Annotated in this window: 13 protein-coding genes; 8 read left to right on the top strand and 5 right to left on the bottom strand. The window is 64.2% G+C overall.

What is annotated here, in order from left to right:
• Positions 1–417: 417 nt before the first annotated feature.
• Positions 418–2,007 (top strand): trimethylamine methyltransferase family protein, encoded by a 1,590-nt coding sequence (locus AC0L2C_RS10045; RefSeq protein ID WP_473523281.1) that lies wholly within the window; start codon positions 418–420, stop codon positions 2,005–2,007.
• 181 nt (positions 2,008–2,188) lie between these two features.
• Here the strand turns inward: AC0L2C_RS10045 and AC0L2C_RS10040 are convergent, their stop codons facing one another.
• The 3 genes from AC0L2C_RS10040 to AC0L2C_RS10030 form a co-directional block, all read right to left on the bottom strand.
• Positions 2,189–2,587 carry a hypothetical protein gene (locus AC0L2C_RS10040; protein ID WP_023802889.1) on the bottom strand — a complete coding sequence of 133 codons (399 nt, stop codon included), beginning with the start codon at positions 2,585–2,587 and terminating at the stop codon, positions 2,189–2,191.
• A gap of 184 nt (positions 2,588–2,771) precedes the next feature.
• The gene (gene chrA, locus AC0L2C_RS10035) at positions 2,772–4,181 is read right to left on the bottom strand and encodes a chromate efflux transporter (protein WP_473523293.1); all 1,410 of its coding nucleotides are present in this window, start codon (positions 4,179–4,181) and stop codon (positions 2,772–2,774) included.
• Positions 4,178–4,996 carry a chromate resistance protein ChrB domain-containing protein gene (locus AC0L2C_RS10030; RefSeq protein WP_287174115.1) on the bottom strand — a complete coding sequence of 273 codons (819 nt, stop codon included), beginning with the start codon at positions 4,994–4,996 and terminating at the stop codon, positions 4,178–4,180. Before AC0L2C_RS10030 ends, chrA begins: the two co-directional genes overlap by 4 nt.
• Before the next feature lie 187 nt (positions 4,997–5,183).
• On the opposite strand from AC0L2C_RS10030, the gene AC0L2C_RS10025 reads away from it, so the two are divergent.
• Complete coding sequence (locus AC0L2C_RS10025) at positions 5,184–5,603, top strand: GFA family protein (protein WP_473523280.1); 420 nt, start codon at positions 5,184–5,186, stop codon at positions 5,601–5,603.
• Between the two features lie 179 nt (positions 5,604–5,782).
• Here AC0L2C_RS10025 and AC0L2C_RS10020 read toward each other — a convergent pair whose 3' ends face one another.
• Entirely contained in the window at positions 5,783–7,588 is a 1,806-nt protein-coding gene (locus tag AC0L2C_RS10020) for an IlvD/Edd family dehydratase (RefSeq protein WP_128174072.1), read from the bottom strand.
• A 157-nt stretch (positions 7,589–7,745) separates the two neighbouring features.
• On the opposite strand from AC0L2C_RS10020, the gene AC0L2C_RS10015 reads away from it, so the two are divergent.
• On the top strand, positions 7,746–8,207 hold the full coding sequence (locus tag AC0L2C_RS10015) for an SRPBCC family protein (protein ID WP_023802884.1): 462 nt from the start codon (positions 7,746–7,748) through the stop codon (positions 8,205–8,207).
• Positions 8,208–8,347: 140 nt separating this feature from the next.
• On the opposite strand, the gene AC0L2C_RS10010 is transcribed toward AC0L2C_RS10015, so the two are convergent.
• Positions 8,348–9,541 (bottom strand): Mrp/NBP35 family ATP-binding protein, encoded by a 1,194-nt coding sequence (locus AC0L2C_RS10010; RefSeq protein ID WP_473523279.1) that lies wholly within the window; start codon positions 9,539–9,541, stop codon positions 8,348–8,350.
• Positions 9,542–9,778: 237 nt separating this feature from the next.
• Between AC0L2C_RS10010 and AC0L2C_RS10005 the strand changes: the two genes are divergently transcribed.
• From AC0L2C_RS10005 to fdhF, 5 genes are all read left to right on the top strand, one after another.
• Complete coding sequence (locus AC0L2C_RS10005; RefSeq protein ID WP_023802882.1) at positions 9,779–10,156, top strand: VOC family protein; 378 nt, start codon at positions 9,779–9,781, stop codon at positions 10,154–10,156.
• Between the two features lie 97 nt (positions 10,157–10,253).
• The gene (locus AC0L2C_RS10000; RefSeq protein ID WP_027151624.1) at positions 10,254–11,153 is read left to right on the top strand and encodes a LysR family transcriptional regulator; all 900 of its coding nucleotides are present in this window, start codon (positions 10,254–10,256) and stop codon (positions 11,151–11,153) included.
• 130 nt (positions 11,154–11,283) lie between these two features.
• Positions 11,284–11,763 (top strand): formate dehydrogenase subunit gamma, encoded by a 480-nt coding sequence (locus AC0L2C_RS09995; RefSeq protein ID WP_023802880.1) that lies wholly within the window; start codon positions 11,284–11,286, stop codon positions 11,761–11,763.
• Positions 11,760–13,316: a formate dehydrogenase beta subunit gene (locus AC0L2C_RS09990; RefSeq protein ID WP_473523278.1), complete on the top strand. Its 1,557-nt coding sequence runs from the start codon at positions 11,760–11,762 to the stop codon at positions 13,314–13,316. Before AC0L2C_RS09995 ends, AC0L2C_RS09990 begins: the two co-directional genes overlap by 4 nt.
• Positions 13,317–13,326: 10 nt before the next feature.
• Positions 13,327–16,203 (top strand): formate dehydrogenase subunit alpha, encoded by a 2,877-nt coding sequence (fdhF, locus tag AC0L2C_RS09985; RefSeq protein ID WP_473523277.1) that lies wholly within the window; start codon positions 13,327–13,329, stop codon positions 16,201–16,203.
• Positions 16,204–16,495: the final 292 nt, after the last annotated feature.

Raw genomic sequence — 16,495 nt, 5'->3', positions numbered from 1 at the left:
CCAAACCGCGGGCGCGTTTGGGGGGCCCCCCCCCCCCCCACCCACCCCCCCCCCACCCCCCCCCCCCCCCCCCCGCCGGGGGGGGGGGGGGGGGGCGCGCCCCCCCCCCCGCCTGATGCCTCGTCGGGGCCATGACCGGCCACCGTTGTTTAGCCCCCTGGCATATGCGACGGGACCGTCTGGCTCATAGGCTGTGCCAATGCCGGCGGCATAGTTCGAGGCATAGCGCATGACCCCGGAAACCAATCTTCGGTTTCCGGAAAGGATCATGCGCAAGCAAGAAAGTGTTAGAGCGTCCTTTGCGCGTCCAAGTGGACGCGCGGCGCTCTAAGGGGGACGAAGCGGACGATGGTGGACCAACCACCTGGTGGACCAACCACCGCCGCCCGCTTCGCAGCTAAAGGTGGAGTGCCTCCCATGTCAGTGGCTGTTGAGAAGCCGGATACGCCCTCGGACCAGCGTTCGCGGCGTTCCGGCGGGCGCGAAGCGCGTCGCGCCATTCGGGCAGCACCCCTTGCCGACGATATCAAGCCGGTGCGCGCCGGCCTTGAAGGCGGAAGCTACGGACCGCTCAGCGAAAACGACCGCGAGCGCATTCACGAAGCGGTGCTGACGCTGCTTGAGACGGTCGGCTTCGCCAATGCCATCCCCTCCTGCATCGAGGCGCTGACCGAGGCCGGCGCCACGCTCGGCGAGGACGGCCGCATCCGTTTTCCGCGCGCGCTCGTCCTCGACACCATCAAGAAAGCGGCGCGCCATTTCACCCTGCATGGCCAGGATCCCAAGCACGACATGCTGATCCAGGGCAAGCGCGTGCATTACGGCACGGCGGGCGCCGCGGTGCATCTGGTCGACGTCGAGAAGCGCTGTTATCGCGAGTCGCTGCTGCAGGACATCTATGACGCCGCCCGCATCGTCGAAGGGCTCGACAACATCCATTTCTTCCAGCGGCCGATGGTGCCGCGCGACATCCCCGATCCGCTCGATATGGATTTCAACACGCTTTACGCCTGCGTGATGGGCACGTCGAAGCATGTCGGCACATCCTTCACGGTGCGCGAGAACGTCAAGCCGGCGCTCGACATGCTTTATGCGATTGCCGGCGGCGAAGAGAATTTTCGCGCCCGGCCTTTCGTCTCCAATTCGAACTGTTTTGTCGTGCCGCCGATGAAGTTTGCCGAGGATGCCTGCGGCGTGCTCGAGGCCTGCGTCGAAGGCGGCATTCCGATCCTGCTGCTGTCGGCCGGCCAGGCGGGCGCCACGGCGCCGGCGGCGATCGCCGGTGCGGTGGTGCAAGCGGTGGCCGAGGTGCTCGCCGGCCTCGTCTATGTCAACGCCATCAAGCCTGGCCATCCGGCGATCTTCGGCACCTGGCCGTTCGTCTCCGACCTCAGGACCGGCGCCATGTCCGGCGGCTCGGCCGAGCAAGCGGTGCTGACCGCTGCCTGCGCCCAGATGGCGCAATTCTACGACCTGCCCGGCGGTTCGGCCGCCGGCATGACGGATTCGAAACTGCCCGACATTCAGTCCGGTTACGAAAAGGGCATCACCGATGTGATGGCCGGCCTGGCCGGCCTCAACCTCGTCTACGAATCGGCCGGCATGCACGCCTCGCTGCTCGGCTTTTGCCTGGAAAGCCTGATCATCGACAACGACATGCTCGGCCATTGCCTGCGCTGCGTGCGCGGCATCGAGGTGACCGATGAGTCGCTGTCGATAGACACCATCGCCGACGTCTGCCTGAAGGGGCCGGGTCATTACCTCGGCAACGAGCAGACGCTGCGGCTGATGCAGACGGAATATTTCTATCCGGCGGTCGGCGACCGCTTTTCGCCGAAGGAATGGAACGAGAAAGGCAGGCCCGACATCCTGCAGCGAGCGATCATCGAGAAGAACCGCATCCTCGCCGAGCGCTTCCCGCGCCACGTGCCGAAGCCGGTCGACGACAAGTTGCGCGCCCGCTTCGGCAATCTGATCCAACTGCCGCGCAGCGGCATGGGCGGCTGAAGACGGTTCTCGTCAAAACGGTCAGAGACTAATCCATCCCGGCAAAATCGGGATGGGGCTCTACCTCTTTATTTGACCATGATCTTTTCCGAAAACCGGGCTCCACTTTTCGGGATCATGGTCTAGTCTGTTTGACCATGATCTTTTCCGAAAACCGGGCTCCACTTTTCGGGATCATGGTCTAGTCGGCGCTCAACCCGTAGCGGTCGACGACCTCGCCACTGATCAGCTTGGCATGCAGCGTCATCAGTATGATTTGCGCATCGAAGCTGTCGCCGGCCTCGAGTGCCGCCTCGAGCCGGCGCTCCGCATCCAGCCTATGTCGAAGGCCGTTGGATTGCTCGAATGCGTCCGGCCCGGCAATACAATAGCCAAGCAGCTGCGCCACCGGCGGGTAGGCTTGTGGCGGCGGCTCGTCGGGCCAGTGGTCCTTCATCAGATTGACGATGGTGAGCTTTGCTCCCTCCGGCACAAGGGCGGGATGAAGGTCGACGCCGCGTAGCGCGGCGTCGAGTTGCCTGAGGTCGCCTGAACGGCCGAACATTCCAAGGAAGCCTAGGGAGGAGCGCCGTTTCGCCATGATGTTCCTATCCGAATGCCCGAAACCGCAACGAAGCGCCGTCCGCAGGCAGCCGCTAAAGCGCGTCGCATTTGAGCCGGCCGCATGCGACGCGCTTTAGGTTGTTGTTTTATGCATGTCGTTATCGCAAAACCGCTGCACACCCTCGGGTCAGGCCCGAGGGCATGCTTTTGCGCGACATGCATTAACCACTCGCTGCCAGCAACAGAACACCGGCGAGGGCCGATCCCGCAAGCGTCGGCAGCATGCCGATCTTCAGCTTCAGAATGGCGATCATGGCAGCACATGACAGCAGCGCCGCGCGCCAGTCGATCGACGAGAGCACCGGCACGTCGGTTCCAAGCCCGACGTTGCGCACCTCGCCGAAGATGACGTGCAAGCCGAACCACAGAGCGAGATTCATGATGACGCCGACGACGGCGGCGGTGATCGCGCCCAGCGCCGCCGATAGCGCCTTGTTGTCGCGCAGGGATTCGATATAGGGCGCGCCGAGGAATATCCAGAAGAAGCAAGGCGTGAACGTCGCCCACAGGGTGAGCATCGCCCCAAGCGATCCGGCAAGCAGCGGGCTCAACGATCCGGATTGGCGGAACGCGGCCAGAAAGCCGACGAACTGCAGGACGAGTATGAGTGGACCCGGCGTGGTTTCGGCAAGCCCGAGGCCATCGACCATCTCACCGGGTGCGAGCCAGCCGAAGGACTCGACCGCTGCCTGCGCGACATAGGCAAGGACTGCGTAGGCGCCGCCGAAGGTGACGACCGCCATGACGCTGAAGAAGCCGCCGATCTGCGTCCACACGCTGGCGGATCCGGTGAACGCCCAGATCAGCAGCACCGGCCCGAGCCAGATCGGCAGCCAGATCGCGACGGTGCGCGGCGCATGCCATCGCGTCGGCCTGACGTGGGCCAGCTCGCCGCGCTCGAACATCAGGTCGACCGCGCCCTTGATGTCGGGAACCGCGTCCTTGCCGTGCGCCGCGCCGGAAAAAAGCGCCGGCGCAACACGATTGCCAATCCAGCCCGCCAGGCCGGCAAGCAGGACGATGAGCGGAAACGGCATGTTCAATGCATAGATGGCGATGAAGGCGGCGAGCGCGATCGAAACCATGACCCGGTTCTTCAGGGCACGACGTCCGATCCGGATCATCGCCTCGATCACGATGGCGAGCACGGCCGCCTTTACCCCGAAAAACAGTGCCTCGACGAGCGGAGCGTCGCCATACAGCGCATAGAGGATGCTCAAGGTGAGCATCACAAGCGCGCCCGGCGCGACGAACAGGATGCCGGCGACCAGGCCGCCGATCGTCCGGTGCAGCAGCCAGCCGATATAGATGGCGAGTTGCTGGGCTTCAGGGCCGGGCAGCAGCATGCAGTAGTTCAACGCATGCAGGAAACGTTGCTCGCCGATCCAACGCCGTTCCTCGACCAATTCCCTGTGCATGAGCGCGATCTGGCCGGCCGGCCCGCCGAAGCTGAGCAGGCCGATTTTCGCCCAGAGTTTTACGCCTTCACGGAAGCTTGGCGCAGCCGGCGCTTCGACGATCTCGGCCGTTTTTCCCAAAGCCCCCGTTTTGTCAGAAGCCGGGGCGCTCATGATGGCTTGCTCGCGCTTGGCCAATTGTGCGTCTCCTCGGTGGCATCGCGGCACCATCGGAAAAACGCGTCGTAGAGCAGCATGCCTGCCTCCAGCTGTTCCAGATCGTCGCGAAACATCCGCGACAGGCCAAGCGAGGCGGCCAGGAATCCGGCTGCCTGGGGAACCAAATCGAGGCGTGCGGTATCGGCGGCGCGCACGATCATGGCCAGGCGGTCGAGCGCCTCGGATTCGAGCCCGAACTCTTCGATCATCGTGTCGAAGGTGCAGCGTTCGTCCCGGTGAGTCCAGAACACATTGTCGATGTCGAAAGGCACGGCCTGAAAGCGGTCCGCAACGGCCGACACTTCGGCCGCCTCGACAAAGAGGAAGACCGCGCCCGAATCGATGAAGCGCCTGATCAGCCAGGGGCAGGCGATGCGATCGACCTTCGGGCGGCTCCGCGTCACCCACACGGTGCGGCCCCTTTCGTCGCGGGGCGGTATCTTGCCGGCATTGATCAAAGGCCCCTTGGCATCGCGCCAGGCCTCGAACCCGCCTTCGAGGGATTCGGCGGCAATGCCTTCATGCCGCAGCCATGCGGCCACGCCTTGCGAGAGCTTTTGCCCTCTTTGGCAGACGACCGTCACTCGGCTGCCGGCGAATTCGGATGCCCAGGTCGAGACGGTTTTGAAATCACGCCGGTTTGAGGCCGGCAGCAGGCGCGGATCGGCGCTGTAATCCTCTTCGATGCGAACATCGATGATCGCGGGCGCGCCCGGCAGACCAATCAGACGGGACAGTTGCGATACGGTGATAGCGGTTGTCGACGGCATGGCGTCCACCTCCTTGAGAGAGAAGCTTGGACGCGAACGTTGGGCTGACGCCTCACGGGGTCGTCGCGATGCACCCCTTGCCATGATCGTGGATTTGTCGCGCCCGCTTGTCAAGCGCCATGCCTGGAGCAAAGGATGCTCTGGCTCCGGCGGGCGGCGGAGCCAGGACATGTTTGGGAGGAAACCCATGAAAAAGACCTATCACGGCAGCTGCCATTGCGGTGCAGTGCGTTTCGAAGCCGAAATCGACCTCGCTGAGGGCATCCGCAAATGCAATTGCAGCTTCTGCTGGAAACTCGGCTACCGGAAATCCTTCGCCGCCTATGAGGCCGTGCGGGTGACGGACGGCCGCGACCGGATGCGGGAGTACAAGGCGACGCCGTCGAACTGGCCGGAAGGCGACATCAACCACTATATGTGCCCGAACTGCGGCGCGAATTTTCTCTCGCGCGGCTATCTCGATTTCTTGGGCGGGAATTTCTGGGCGGTGAACGTCGCCTGCCTCGACGACGTCACCGAAGAGGAACTCGCCGCAGCCCCAATCGTCTACGAGGACGGCAAGCACGACAGGCAGGACCAGACGCCTGAGATTGTTGGCTATTTATAGGCGCTTGGGTGCGGCTTGGCGCTCTTCCTTCTCCCCTTGTGGGAGAAGGTGGATCGGCGCGCAGCGACGAGCCGGATGAGGGGTGCTGGACGGAGTGCGTCGGTGCCAAGCTGGAGCACCCCTCATCCGTCGCCTTCGGCGACACCTCCCACAAGGGGAGAAGGCAAAAAAAGACGCGGTCAGTGATTGTCCCGCGGCACGCCTGCGGTGTGCGCCACATCCTGGTATTTCACCGCGGGCTTCAGCACCATTCCTTCGGAGAACTGGTCGACCATGCCGCGCTGGATCTCCTGCCATGGGGTCTGGTGCTTGGGGTAGCGATAGCCGCCACTGTTCTGCAGCTCGGCGCGCCGGCGCGTAATCTCGTCATCGGTGACGAGAATGTCGGCAGTGCCCTTGCGCAGGTCGATGCGGACGCGGTCGCCGGTCTTCAACAGCGCCAGCCCGCCGCCTATGGCGGCTTCGGGCGAGGCGTTGAGGATCGACGGCGAGCCCGACGTGCCTGACTGGCGGCCGTCGCCGATGCAGGCCAGCGCATGGATGCCCTTCTTGATGAGATGGGCCGGCGGCTGCATGTTGACGACTTCGGCGCCGCCGGGATAACCGATCGGGCCGGCGCCACGCATGAACAGGATGGTGTGCTCGTCGATGCCTTGCGCCGGGTCGTCGATGCGGGCGTGGTAGTCCTCTGGCCCGTCGAAGACCATGGCGTTGCCCTCGAAGGCCTCGGGGTCGTTCGGGTTCGACAGATAGCGCTCGCGGAATTCGGGCGAGATGCCGCTGGTCTTCATGATCGCCGAATCGAACAGATTACCCCTAAGATTGATGAAACCGGCATTGTCCTTCAGCGGCTCGGCGACGGTGCGGATAACATCGAGATTCTCGTTGACGGCCGCGCTGCAATTGGCGCCGATCGTCTTGCCGTTGACCGTCATGGCGTCGGGATGAGGCAACAGCCCGGCCTTCATCAGTTCGGCCACCACCGCCGGCACACCGCCGGCATGGTGATAGTCCTCGCCGAGATACTCGCCCGACGGCTGCAGGTTGACAATGAGCGGTATCTGGAGGCCGACCGTCTGCCAATCGTCATTGTCGAGCGGCACGCCGAGATGGCGGGCGATGGCGTTGAGGTGGATCGGCGCGTTGGTCGAGCCGCCGATGGCCGAGTTGACGACGATGGCGTTCTCGAAGGCCTGGCGGGTCATGACGTCTGAGGGTTTCAAGTCCTCATGCACCATGTCGACGATGCGCTTTCCCGTCTCATAGGCGATCTGGCCGCGCTCGCGGTAGGGCGCCGGAATGGCGGCCGAGCCCGGCAGCTGCATGCCGAGGGCCTCGGCCAGCGAGTTCATGGTGGTGGCGGTGCCCATGGTGTTGCAATAGCCGGTGGACGGCGCCGAAGAGGCGACGATGTCCATGAACTCGTCATAGCCGATCTCGCCGGCCGACAGGCGCTGGCGCGATTCCCAGACGATGGTGCCGGAGCCGGTGCGCTTGCCCTTGTGCCAGCCGTTGAGCATCGGGCCGACCGACAGCGCGATAGCCGGAATGTTGACGGTGGCGGCGGCCATCAGCAGGGCCGGCGTCGTCTTGTCGCAGCCGATGGTGAGCACGACGCCGTCGAGCGGATAGCCGTAGAGCACCTCGACCAGGCCGAGATAGGCGAGGTTGCGGTCGAGTGCGGCGGTCGGGCGTTTGCCCGTCTCCTGGATCGGGTGGCACGGGAACTCGAAAGGGATGCCGCCCATCGAGACGATGCCCTCACGCACGCGCTTGGCCAGTTCGAGATGATGGCGGTTGCAGGGCGACAGATCCGAGCCGGTCTGGGCGATGCCGATCAGCGGCTTGCCCGACATCAGTTCGGCACGCGTCAGCCCGTAATTCAGGTAGCGCTCGAGGTAAAGCGCCGTCATCCCCGGATTGTCCGGATTGTCGAACCACTCCTGCGAGCGAAATTTCTTTTTCTGCGTGGGGGCGCCGGCCATCATGGTCTCCGTATTTGTATGACAAATCGATATGACAACGCGCGAGAGCAGGCAAGAGGCACGCGCCATCCGATTCCGGACTTTGGTGCGATAGACATGTGTTTACCCCCACGCTAGACCGGATCGGGGTTTGTCAATTCGTATCCGGGAGATTTTGATGGCTTTGGTTATCGAAGGCGAGGAACGCATCGCCGCACCCTTGCAAAAGGTGTGGGAGGCGCTGAACGACCCGGACGTTCTGAGGCAGACCATTCCGGGCTGCCAGAGCCTCGAAAAGAAGTCGGACACCGAGATGGCGGCGACCGTGGTGGTCAAGATCGGCCCGATCAAGGCGACGTTCAACGGCGAGGTGACGCTCAGGAATCTCAACCCGCCGCATTCCTACACCATCCAGGGCGAGGGCAAGGGCGGCATCGCCGGCTTCGCCAAAGGCGGCGCCGATGTGACGCTGACCGCCGATGGCCCGGAGGCGACGATTCTCAGATATGCGGCCAAGGCCGATGTCGGCGGCAAGATCGCCCAGCTCGGCAGCCGTCTGATCGAATCGACATCGAAGAAACTGGCCGGACAGTTTTTTTCGAGCTTTGGCGACAAGGTGGGCGGCTCCCCTCCCCCTTGAGGGGAGGGTGCCGCGCGAAGCGGGCGGGAGGGGTCGCCTCAACCGCCTCGACCTACAACTGGCGTTGACCAAGAAAGGTGGAGTGCGTCGCCACCGACCCCACCCGGCCCTGCGGGCCACCCTCCCCTCAAGGGGGAGGATCACTCAAACACGATGTTCGGCACGGCGGCTTCGGCCGCGCCGCGTTCTTCCTTGACCCTGCCCCAGACGTTCGCGGCGATGTCGCGGTAGATCTTGGCCTCGGCGCTGTCGGGCTTGGAGACCACCACCGGCGTGCCGGCATCCGAGCTTTCGCGGATGCCCATTTCGAGCGGCACTTCGCCGAGGAAGGAGACGCCGAGACGCTCGGCCTCGCGGCGCGCGCCGCCATGGCCGAAGATGTCGTAGCGCTTGCCGGTGTCGGGGGCGAGGAAATAGCTCATATTCTCGACGATGCCCAGCACCGGCACGTCGACCTTCCTGAACATGTTGAGGCCTTTTCGCGCATCGATCAGGGCCAGATCCTGCGGCGTCGAGACGATGACGGCGCCGGCCAGCGGCACCTGCTGGGCCATGGTCAGCTGCGCGTCGCCGGTGCCGGGCGGCATGTCGACGACGAGCACGTCGAGCGAACCCCATTCGACCTCGCGCAACATTTGCGTCAATGCCGACATCACCATCGGCCCGCGCCAGATCATTGGCGTCTCCTCATCGACGAGGAAGCCCATCGACATCACCTTCAGGCCGTAATTCTCCATCGGCTTCAGGACCTTGCCGTCGACCGTCTGCGGCCGGCCATGGATGTTGAGCAGCCGCGGCATCGACGGGCCGTAGATGTCGGCGTCGAGCACGCCGACCCTCAGGCCGTTGGCGGCGAGGCCAAGCGCGATGTTGACGGCAGTGGTCGACTTGCCGACGCCGCCCTTGCCGGAAGCGACAGCGATGATCGCCTCGATGCCGGGCACGCCGCGCTTGCCCTGACTGTGCGAGGCCGGAGCGTGCGGAGCCGGACGCGGCGCGGCAGCGGGTGCGGCCGGCGGTACGGGCCTGGTGGCAGACCTTTGCGGAACCGGAGCCTCCATGCCGCCACCCTTCTTTTCCGCCGTCAGGGCGACCACGGCGCCGGCGACACCCGGGATCGCCTTGACGACACGCTCGGCGGCGGCACGCAGCGGCTCCATCTCCTGTGCCCGGGCAGCCGGCACCGTGATCGAAAAGAACACCTTGGCATCGGCAATGAAAATCTCGGAGACCATGCCGAGGTCGACGATGTTGCCGGTGAAGTCCGGTCCGTTGACAGTCTTCAGGCGCTCGATGACGATTTCCTTGGTGACGTTTTCCTGGACGGCGGGCATCAGCTTTTCCTCTGCTTTTGCGACTGAGATAGTGCAGTTCCCGAACAGAACCAAGCGGCGGAACGACACGCACGGTCGTGGCTGCAAAGACTTGCGTCCGTTTGTCGGTCTTGCAGAGGACGAAACGTCTTTAGGGAAGAGGCACGCCGTTCGAACAAGCTGCGGTCGCCGGAAGACGAAGCAGCCCTATCTTTGCAGGCTTCGGACGTGCTCGCCCGCAAGCAAAGGAGACCAATCATGCTCGCAAACAGCAACGCAACGGCCAATCTCGCGGTGAAGGACCTGGCCAAGGCCAAGGCCTTCTATGAAGACGTTCTGGGGCTGACGGAGGTTCACAACGAGGGTGGCGAACTGATCGTCTACAAATGCGGCGACACCAGCATCAATGTCTATCGCTCGCAATTCGCCGGAACCAACAAGGCGACGGCGGTGACCTGGATGGTCGGCGACGAGATCGACACCATCGTCAAGGCGCTGAAATCGAAAGGCGTTGTCTTCGAGCACTACGAGATGCCGGGCCTGAAGCTGGAAGGCGACATCCACGTCGGCTACGGCATGAAGGTCGCATGGTTCAAGGATCCTGACGGCAACATTCTGAACTTGGTCGACAGCTAGGCCTGGACGGCGGCGAAGCTTCGGCCGCAATGAGGATTCGCCAGGCAAAAACAGCATGCATCTGGCGCAGCCTCACTCGGCCGGGTAGCGTCCGCTCATGATCGACAAGCTGGAATTCTTCATCGCGCTGGCCAGGGAGGAGCATTTCGGCCGGGCGGCGGAGGTGTGCGGCGTCACCCAGCCGACGCTTTCGGCCGGCATCAAGCAGCTGGAGGGCCAGCTCGGCGTGATGCTGGTTCTGCGCGGCTCGCGCTTCCAGGGGCTGACGCCGGAGGGAGAACAGGTGCTGGCGTGGGCGCGCCGCATCGTCGGCGATACCCGCACCATGCGCGAAGAGATGCGGGCGGCGCGTCACGGCCTTTCGGGGCGCATCCGCATCGCCGCCATCCCGACGGCGCTGGCCATGGTGGCGCGGCTGACGACGCCTTTTCGGGCAAAACATCCCGGCGTCACCTTCTCGGTGCTGTCGCGCACCTCGATCGAGGTGCTGTCGCTGCTCGGCAATTTCGACATCGACGCCGGCATCACCTATCTCGACAACGAGCCGCTGGGGCGGGTGACCAGCGTGCCGCTCTATGACGAGCGCTATCAGCTGATCACCGCGATCGGAAACCCCTATTCCGACCGCGACAAAGTGACATGGGCGGAGCTCAGCCAGCTGCCGCTCTGCCTGTTGACGCCGGACATGCAGAACCGCCGCATCATCGACCAGCATTTGGCCGAAGCCGGCACGCAGGTGCGGCCGACACTCGAATCCAATTCGATGATCGTGCTGTTCTCGCATATCCGTACCGGAAAATGGTCGTCGATCATGCCGCTCAACCTCTCGGAAACATTCGGCTTTTCCGAGCCGATCCGGGCCATTCCGATCGTCGAGCCGGACGCCAGCCACACCGTCGGGCTGGTGGCGACGCTGCGCGAGCCGCACACCCCGCTGGTCTCGGCGCTGCTGGACGAGGCAATGGCGCTGGCAGACGATTTCCGCGCCCGCCACTGAGCTAGAGATTGCAGCTGGACGGCATCGATAGAAGATTTCTATCGAGCAACGGATCAGCTTTATTGATTTGGCGGGTTTCCTCCGATTTCCTAGGCACTTAGCGGATTACTACGACCAGGGAGGGCGCTGCATGATCATGCAGCCTGCAAGTACCGAGATCACGTCGCGCACGGCGGCGATCGTTCAGGAGTTGAAGGGCCTCGAAGGCCCGCTGTTGCCGATCCTCCACGGCATCCAGGAAGAGTTTGGCCATGTGCCGCATGACGCGCTGCCGGTCATCGCCGAAGCGCTGAACATCTCCAAGGCGGAGGTGCACGGCGTCGTCACCTTCTACCACGATTACCGCAGCCGGCCGGCCGGCCGGCATGTGCTGAAGCTCTGCCAAGCCGAAGCCTGCCAATCGATGGGCTCGGACGCGATTGCCGCCAAGCTCAAGCAATTGCTGGGCATCGGCTTCCACGAGACGGCCCGCGACGGTTCGGTGACGCTAGAGCCGGTCTATTGCCTCGGCCTTTGCGCCTGCGCGCCATCGGCGATGCTGGACGGCGAGGTGATCGGCCGGCTCGATGACGAAAAACTCGACGAGATCGTAGCCGAGGTGCGCTCATGATCCCGCGCATCTATATTCCCGGCGATTCCGGCGCGCTGGCGCTCGGTGCGGAAAAGGTCGCCAAGGCGATTGAGAAGGAATTGGCCGATCGCGGCATCGAGGCCAAGATCGTGCGCAACGGTTCGCGCGGCGCCTATTTCCTCGAGCCGATGGTCGAGGTGGCGACAGAAAATGGCCGTGTCGCCTATGGGCCGGTGAAGCCATCCGATGTCAAAAGCCTGTTCGACAACGGCTTCCTCACCGGCGGTCACCACAAGCGCTGGCTGGGCGCGCCCGACAAGATCCCGTTCCTGGCCAGGCAGACGCGCCTGACCTTCGCGCGCTGCGGCGTCATCAATCCGCTGTCGCTTGATCACTATAAGGCGCATGGCGGACTGAAGGGCCTGCAGAACGCCGTGGCGATGGCTCCGGCCGACATCGTCAAGCAGGTCACCGAGTCGGGCCTGCGGGGTCGCGGCGGCGCCGGCTTCCCGACCGGCATTAAATGGAAGACGGTGCTCGATACGATCGCCGACAAAAAGTACATCGTCTGCAATGCCGACGAGGGCGACAGCGCCACCTTCGCCGACCGCATGATCATGGAGGGCGATCCCTTCGTGCTGATCGAGGGAATGGCAATCGCCGGTGTCGCCACCGGGGCAACCAAGGGCTTTGTCTATATCCGCTCGGAGTATCCGCATGCGGTGGCGATGATGCAAAAGGCGGTCGAGGCCGCCCGCAAGGCCGGCCTGCTCGGCCTCAACGTGCTGGGCTCGCCCCACGCCTTCGACATGGAAATCCGCGTCGGCGCCGGCGCCTATGTCTGCGGCGAGGAAACCTCGCTGCTCAACAGCCTCGAAGGCAAGCGCGGCGTCGTTCGCGCCAAGCCGCCACTGCCGGCCATCCAGGGCCTGTTCGGCAAGCCGACGGTGATCAACAACGTCATCTCGCTGGCCTCGGTGCCTGTCATCATGGACAAGGGTGCTGCCTTCTACAAGGATTTCGGCATGGGCCGCTCGCGCGGCACCATTCCGATCCAGATCGCCGGCAATGTCAGATATGGCGGCCTGTTCGAGGCGGCGTTCGGCATGACGCTTGGCGAGATCGTCGACGACATCGGCGGCGGCACGGCGACTGGACGGCCGGTCAAAGCGGTGCAGGTCGGCGGCCCTCTGGGTGCCTACTTCCCACGCTCCCTGTTCGACACGCCGTTCGACTACGAAGCCTTCGCCGCCAAGGACGGGCTGATCGGCCACGCCGGCATCACCGTCTTCGACGACACCGCCGACATGCTGAAGCAGGCGCGCTTCGCCATGGAGTTCTGCGCCATCGAGAGCTGCGGCAAGTGCACGCCCTGCCGCATCGGCTCGACACGCGGCGTCGAGACGATCGACAAGATCGCCAGGGGTAGCGAGCCGGAAAAGCAGATCGAGCTGGTGACGGACCTCTGCAACACGATGAAGTTCGGTTCGCTCTGCGCGCTGGGTGGCTTCACGCCTTATCCGGTGATGAGCGCAATCAACCACTTCCGCGAAGATTTCAAGCCGGCGCCAGTCGCCGAAGCAGCAGAATAGGAACCTCGCGATGGGTCTCATTCAGGAAATCGACTACGGCACGCCGGCCTCGACGTCCGAGAAGCAGGTGACGCTGACCGTCGACGGCTTCACCGTCACCGTGCCGGAAGGCACATCCATCATGCGCGCCTCGATGGAGGCCGGCATTGCCATCCCGAAACTTTGCGCCACCGATATGGTCGACGCCTTCGGCTCCTGCCGGCTCTGCCTGGTCGAGATCGACGGCCGCAACGGCACGCCCTCCTCCTGCACGACGCCGGTGGCGCCGGGCATGGTCGTGCACACCCAGACCGGTCGGCTGAAGGACATCCGCCGCGGCGTGATGGAGCTCTACATCTCCGACCATCCGCTCGACTGCCTGACCTGTGCGGCCAATGGCGACTGCGAATTGCAGACGCAGGCCGGCGTCGTCGGCCTGCGCGATGTGCGCTACGGCTATGAGGGCGACAACCACGTCTTCAAGAAGAACGACGGCGCCGAAAACTTCAAATGGATGGCGAAGGACGAGTCCAACCCATACTTCACCTATGATCCATCGAAATGCATCGTCTGCTCGCGCTGTGTGCGCGCCTGCGAGGAGGTGCAAGGCACATTCGCGCTGACCATCGAGGGCCGCGGCTTCGAAAGCCGTGTGTCGCCCGGCATGCACCAGCTTTTCATCGACAGCGAGTGCGTGTCCTGCGGCGCCTGTGTGCAGGCCTGCCCGACGGCGACGCTTTCCGAGAAATCGGTGATCAAGATCGGCCAGCCCGAGCATTCGGTCGTCACCACCTGCGCCTATTGCGGCGTCGGCTGCTCGTTCAAGGCCGAAATGCGCGGCGACGAGCTGGTGCGCATGGTGCCCTACAAGGACGGCAAGGCGAACCGTGGCCATAGCTGCGTCAAGGGCCGTTTTGCCTACGGCTACTCGACCCACAAGGAGCGCATCCTCAATCCGATGATCCGCGAAAAGGTCACCGATCCATGGCGCGAGGTGTCGTGGGAGGAAGCGCTGACCCACACCGCCAACGAGTTCCGCCGCATCCAGTACCAGTATGGCCGCACCTCGATCGGCGGCATCACCTCGTCGCGCTGCACGAATGAGGAAACCTATCTGGTGCAGAAGCTGATCCGCCAGGGTTTCCGCAACAACAATGTCGATACCTGCGCCCGCGTCTGCCATTCGCCGACCGGCTATGGCCTTGGCCAGACTTTCGGCACCTCGGCAGGCACGCAGGATTTCGACTCGATCGAGCAGACCGATGTGGTGATGATCATCGGCGCCAATCCGACCGACGCACATCCGGTGTTTGCTTCGCGCATGAAGAAGCGGTTGCGCAACGGCGCCAAGCTGATTGTGCTCGACCCGCGCCGCACCGACATCGTGCGCTCGGCTCATATCGAGGCGCAGCATCATCTGCCGCTGAAGCCGGGCACCAATGTCGCCGTGGTCACCGCGCTTGCCCATGTCATCGTCACCGAAGGCCTGTTCGACGAGGCCTTCATCCGCGAACGCTGCGACTGGGACGAGTTCCAGGATTGGGCGTCGTTCGTGGCGCTACCGGAAAACAGCCCTGAGGTGGTCGGCCAGCTCGCCAATGTCGATCCTGAAGAGATCCGCAGCGCCGCAAGGCTGTTTGCCGCCGGCGGCAATGGCGCGATCTATTACGGCCTCGGCGTGACCGAGCACAGCCAGGGCTCGACCGCCGTCATCGCCATCGCCAATCTCGCCATGGCGACCGGCAATATCGGCCGGCCGGGCGTCGGCGTGAACCCGCTGCGCGGCCAGAACAATGTCCAGGGCTCTTGCGACATGGGCTCGTTCCCGCATGAGCTGCCCGGCTATCGCCACGTCTCCGGCGACGCGGTACGCGATATCTATGAAAGCCTGTGGGGGGTCAAACTCGACGACGAGCCCGGCCTGCGCATCCCCAACATGCTGGACGCCGCCGTCGACGGCTCGTTCAAGGGCCTCTATGTGCAGGGCGAGGACATTTTGCAGTCGGATCCCGACACCAAGCATGTCGCCGCAGGCCTTGCGGCCATGGAATGCGTCGTCGTCCACGATCTCTTCCTCAACGAGACCGCCAACTACGCGCATGTCTTCCTGCCCGGCTCGACCTTCCTCGAAAAGGACGGCACCTTCACCAATGCCGAGCGCCGCATCAACCGCGTGCGCAAGGTGATGGCGCCGCGCAACGGCTTTGCCGACTGGGAAGTGACGCAGAAGCTCGCACAGGCGATGGGGCTTGCCTGGAATTACCAGCATCCGTCCGAAATCATGGACGAGATTGCGAAGACGACGCCGAGCTTCGCCAAGGTTTCCTACGACTATCTGGAAAGGATGGGCTCGGTGCAGTGGCCGTGCAACGAGCAGGCGCCGGAAGGCACGCCGATCATGCATATCAGCGGCTTCGTGCGCGGCAAGGGCAAGTTCATCCGCACCGAATATGTGGCGACTGACGAGAGGACGGGACCGCGCTTCCCGCTGCTGCTGACCACCGGCCGCATCCTATCGCAGTACAATGTCGGCGCGCAGACCAGGCGTACCGACAATGTCATGTGGCACAGCGAGGACCGTCTCGAGATCCACCCGCATGACGCCGAAAACCGAGGTTTGCGCGACGGCGACTGGGTCCGCCTGACCAGCCGCTCCGGCGAGACGACGCTGCGCGCGCTGATCACCGACAAGGTGTCGCCTGGCGTGGTCTATACGACGTTCCACCACCCCGACACGCAGGCCAACGTCATCACCACCGACTTCTCCGACTGGGCGACTAACTGCCCGGAATACAAGGTGACGGCGGTGCAGGTCGGCGCGTCCAACGGGCCGTCGGGATGGCAGCTCGACTATGACGAGCAGGCCCGCAACAGCCGTCGCATCGCGACGCTGGAAGCAGCGGAGTAATCGTGCCGAGGCATTCGACCGAAAGCGCTTCAATCTTGACGGTTGGTCGACCCCCACTCCGTCGAGCTTCGCGCGCCACCACACCCCCCCTAGCCCGGGGGGGGGGAAGCGCGCGCACAGCCGGGGCCCCTACAAGCCCCACCGGGGGGGGGGGTTGCCCCCCCCCCCCGCCCACTAATAATAACTGAATCCTCCGTTGGTGGGGTGGGCGGCGGGGGGGGGGGGGGGCGCCCGCCGGGGGGGGGGGGGCGCGGGGGGCCCCCCCCCCCCGCGGCGCGATCAGTGCGACGAC

The sequence above is a fragment of the Mesorhizobium sp. WSM4845 genome (assembly GCF_055811455.1).
The sequence above is the reverse complement of the archived record's forward strand: the minus strand, read 5'-3'. Positions and strand labels throughout refer to the sequence as shown.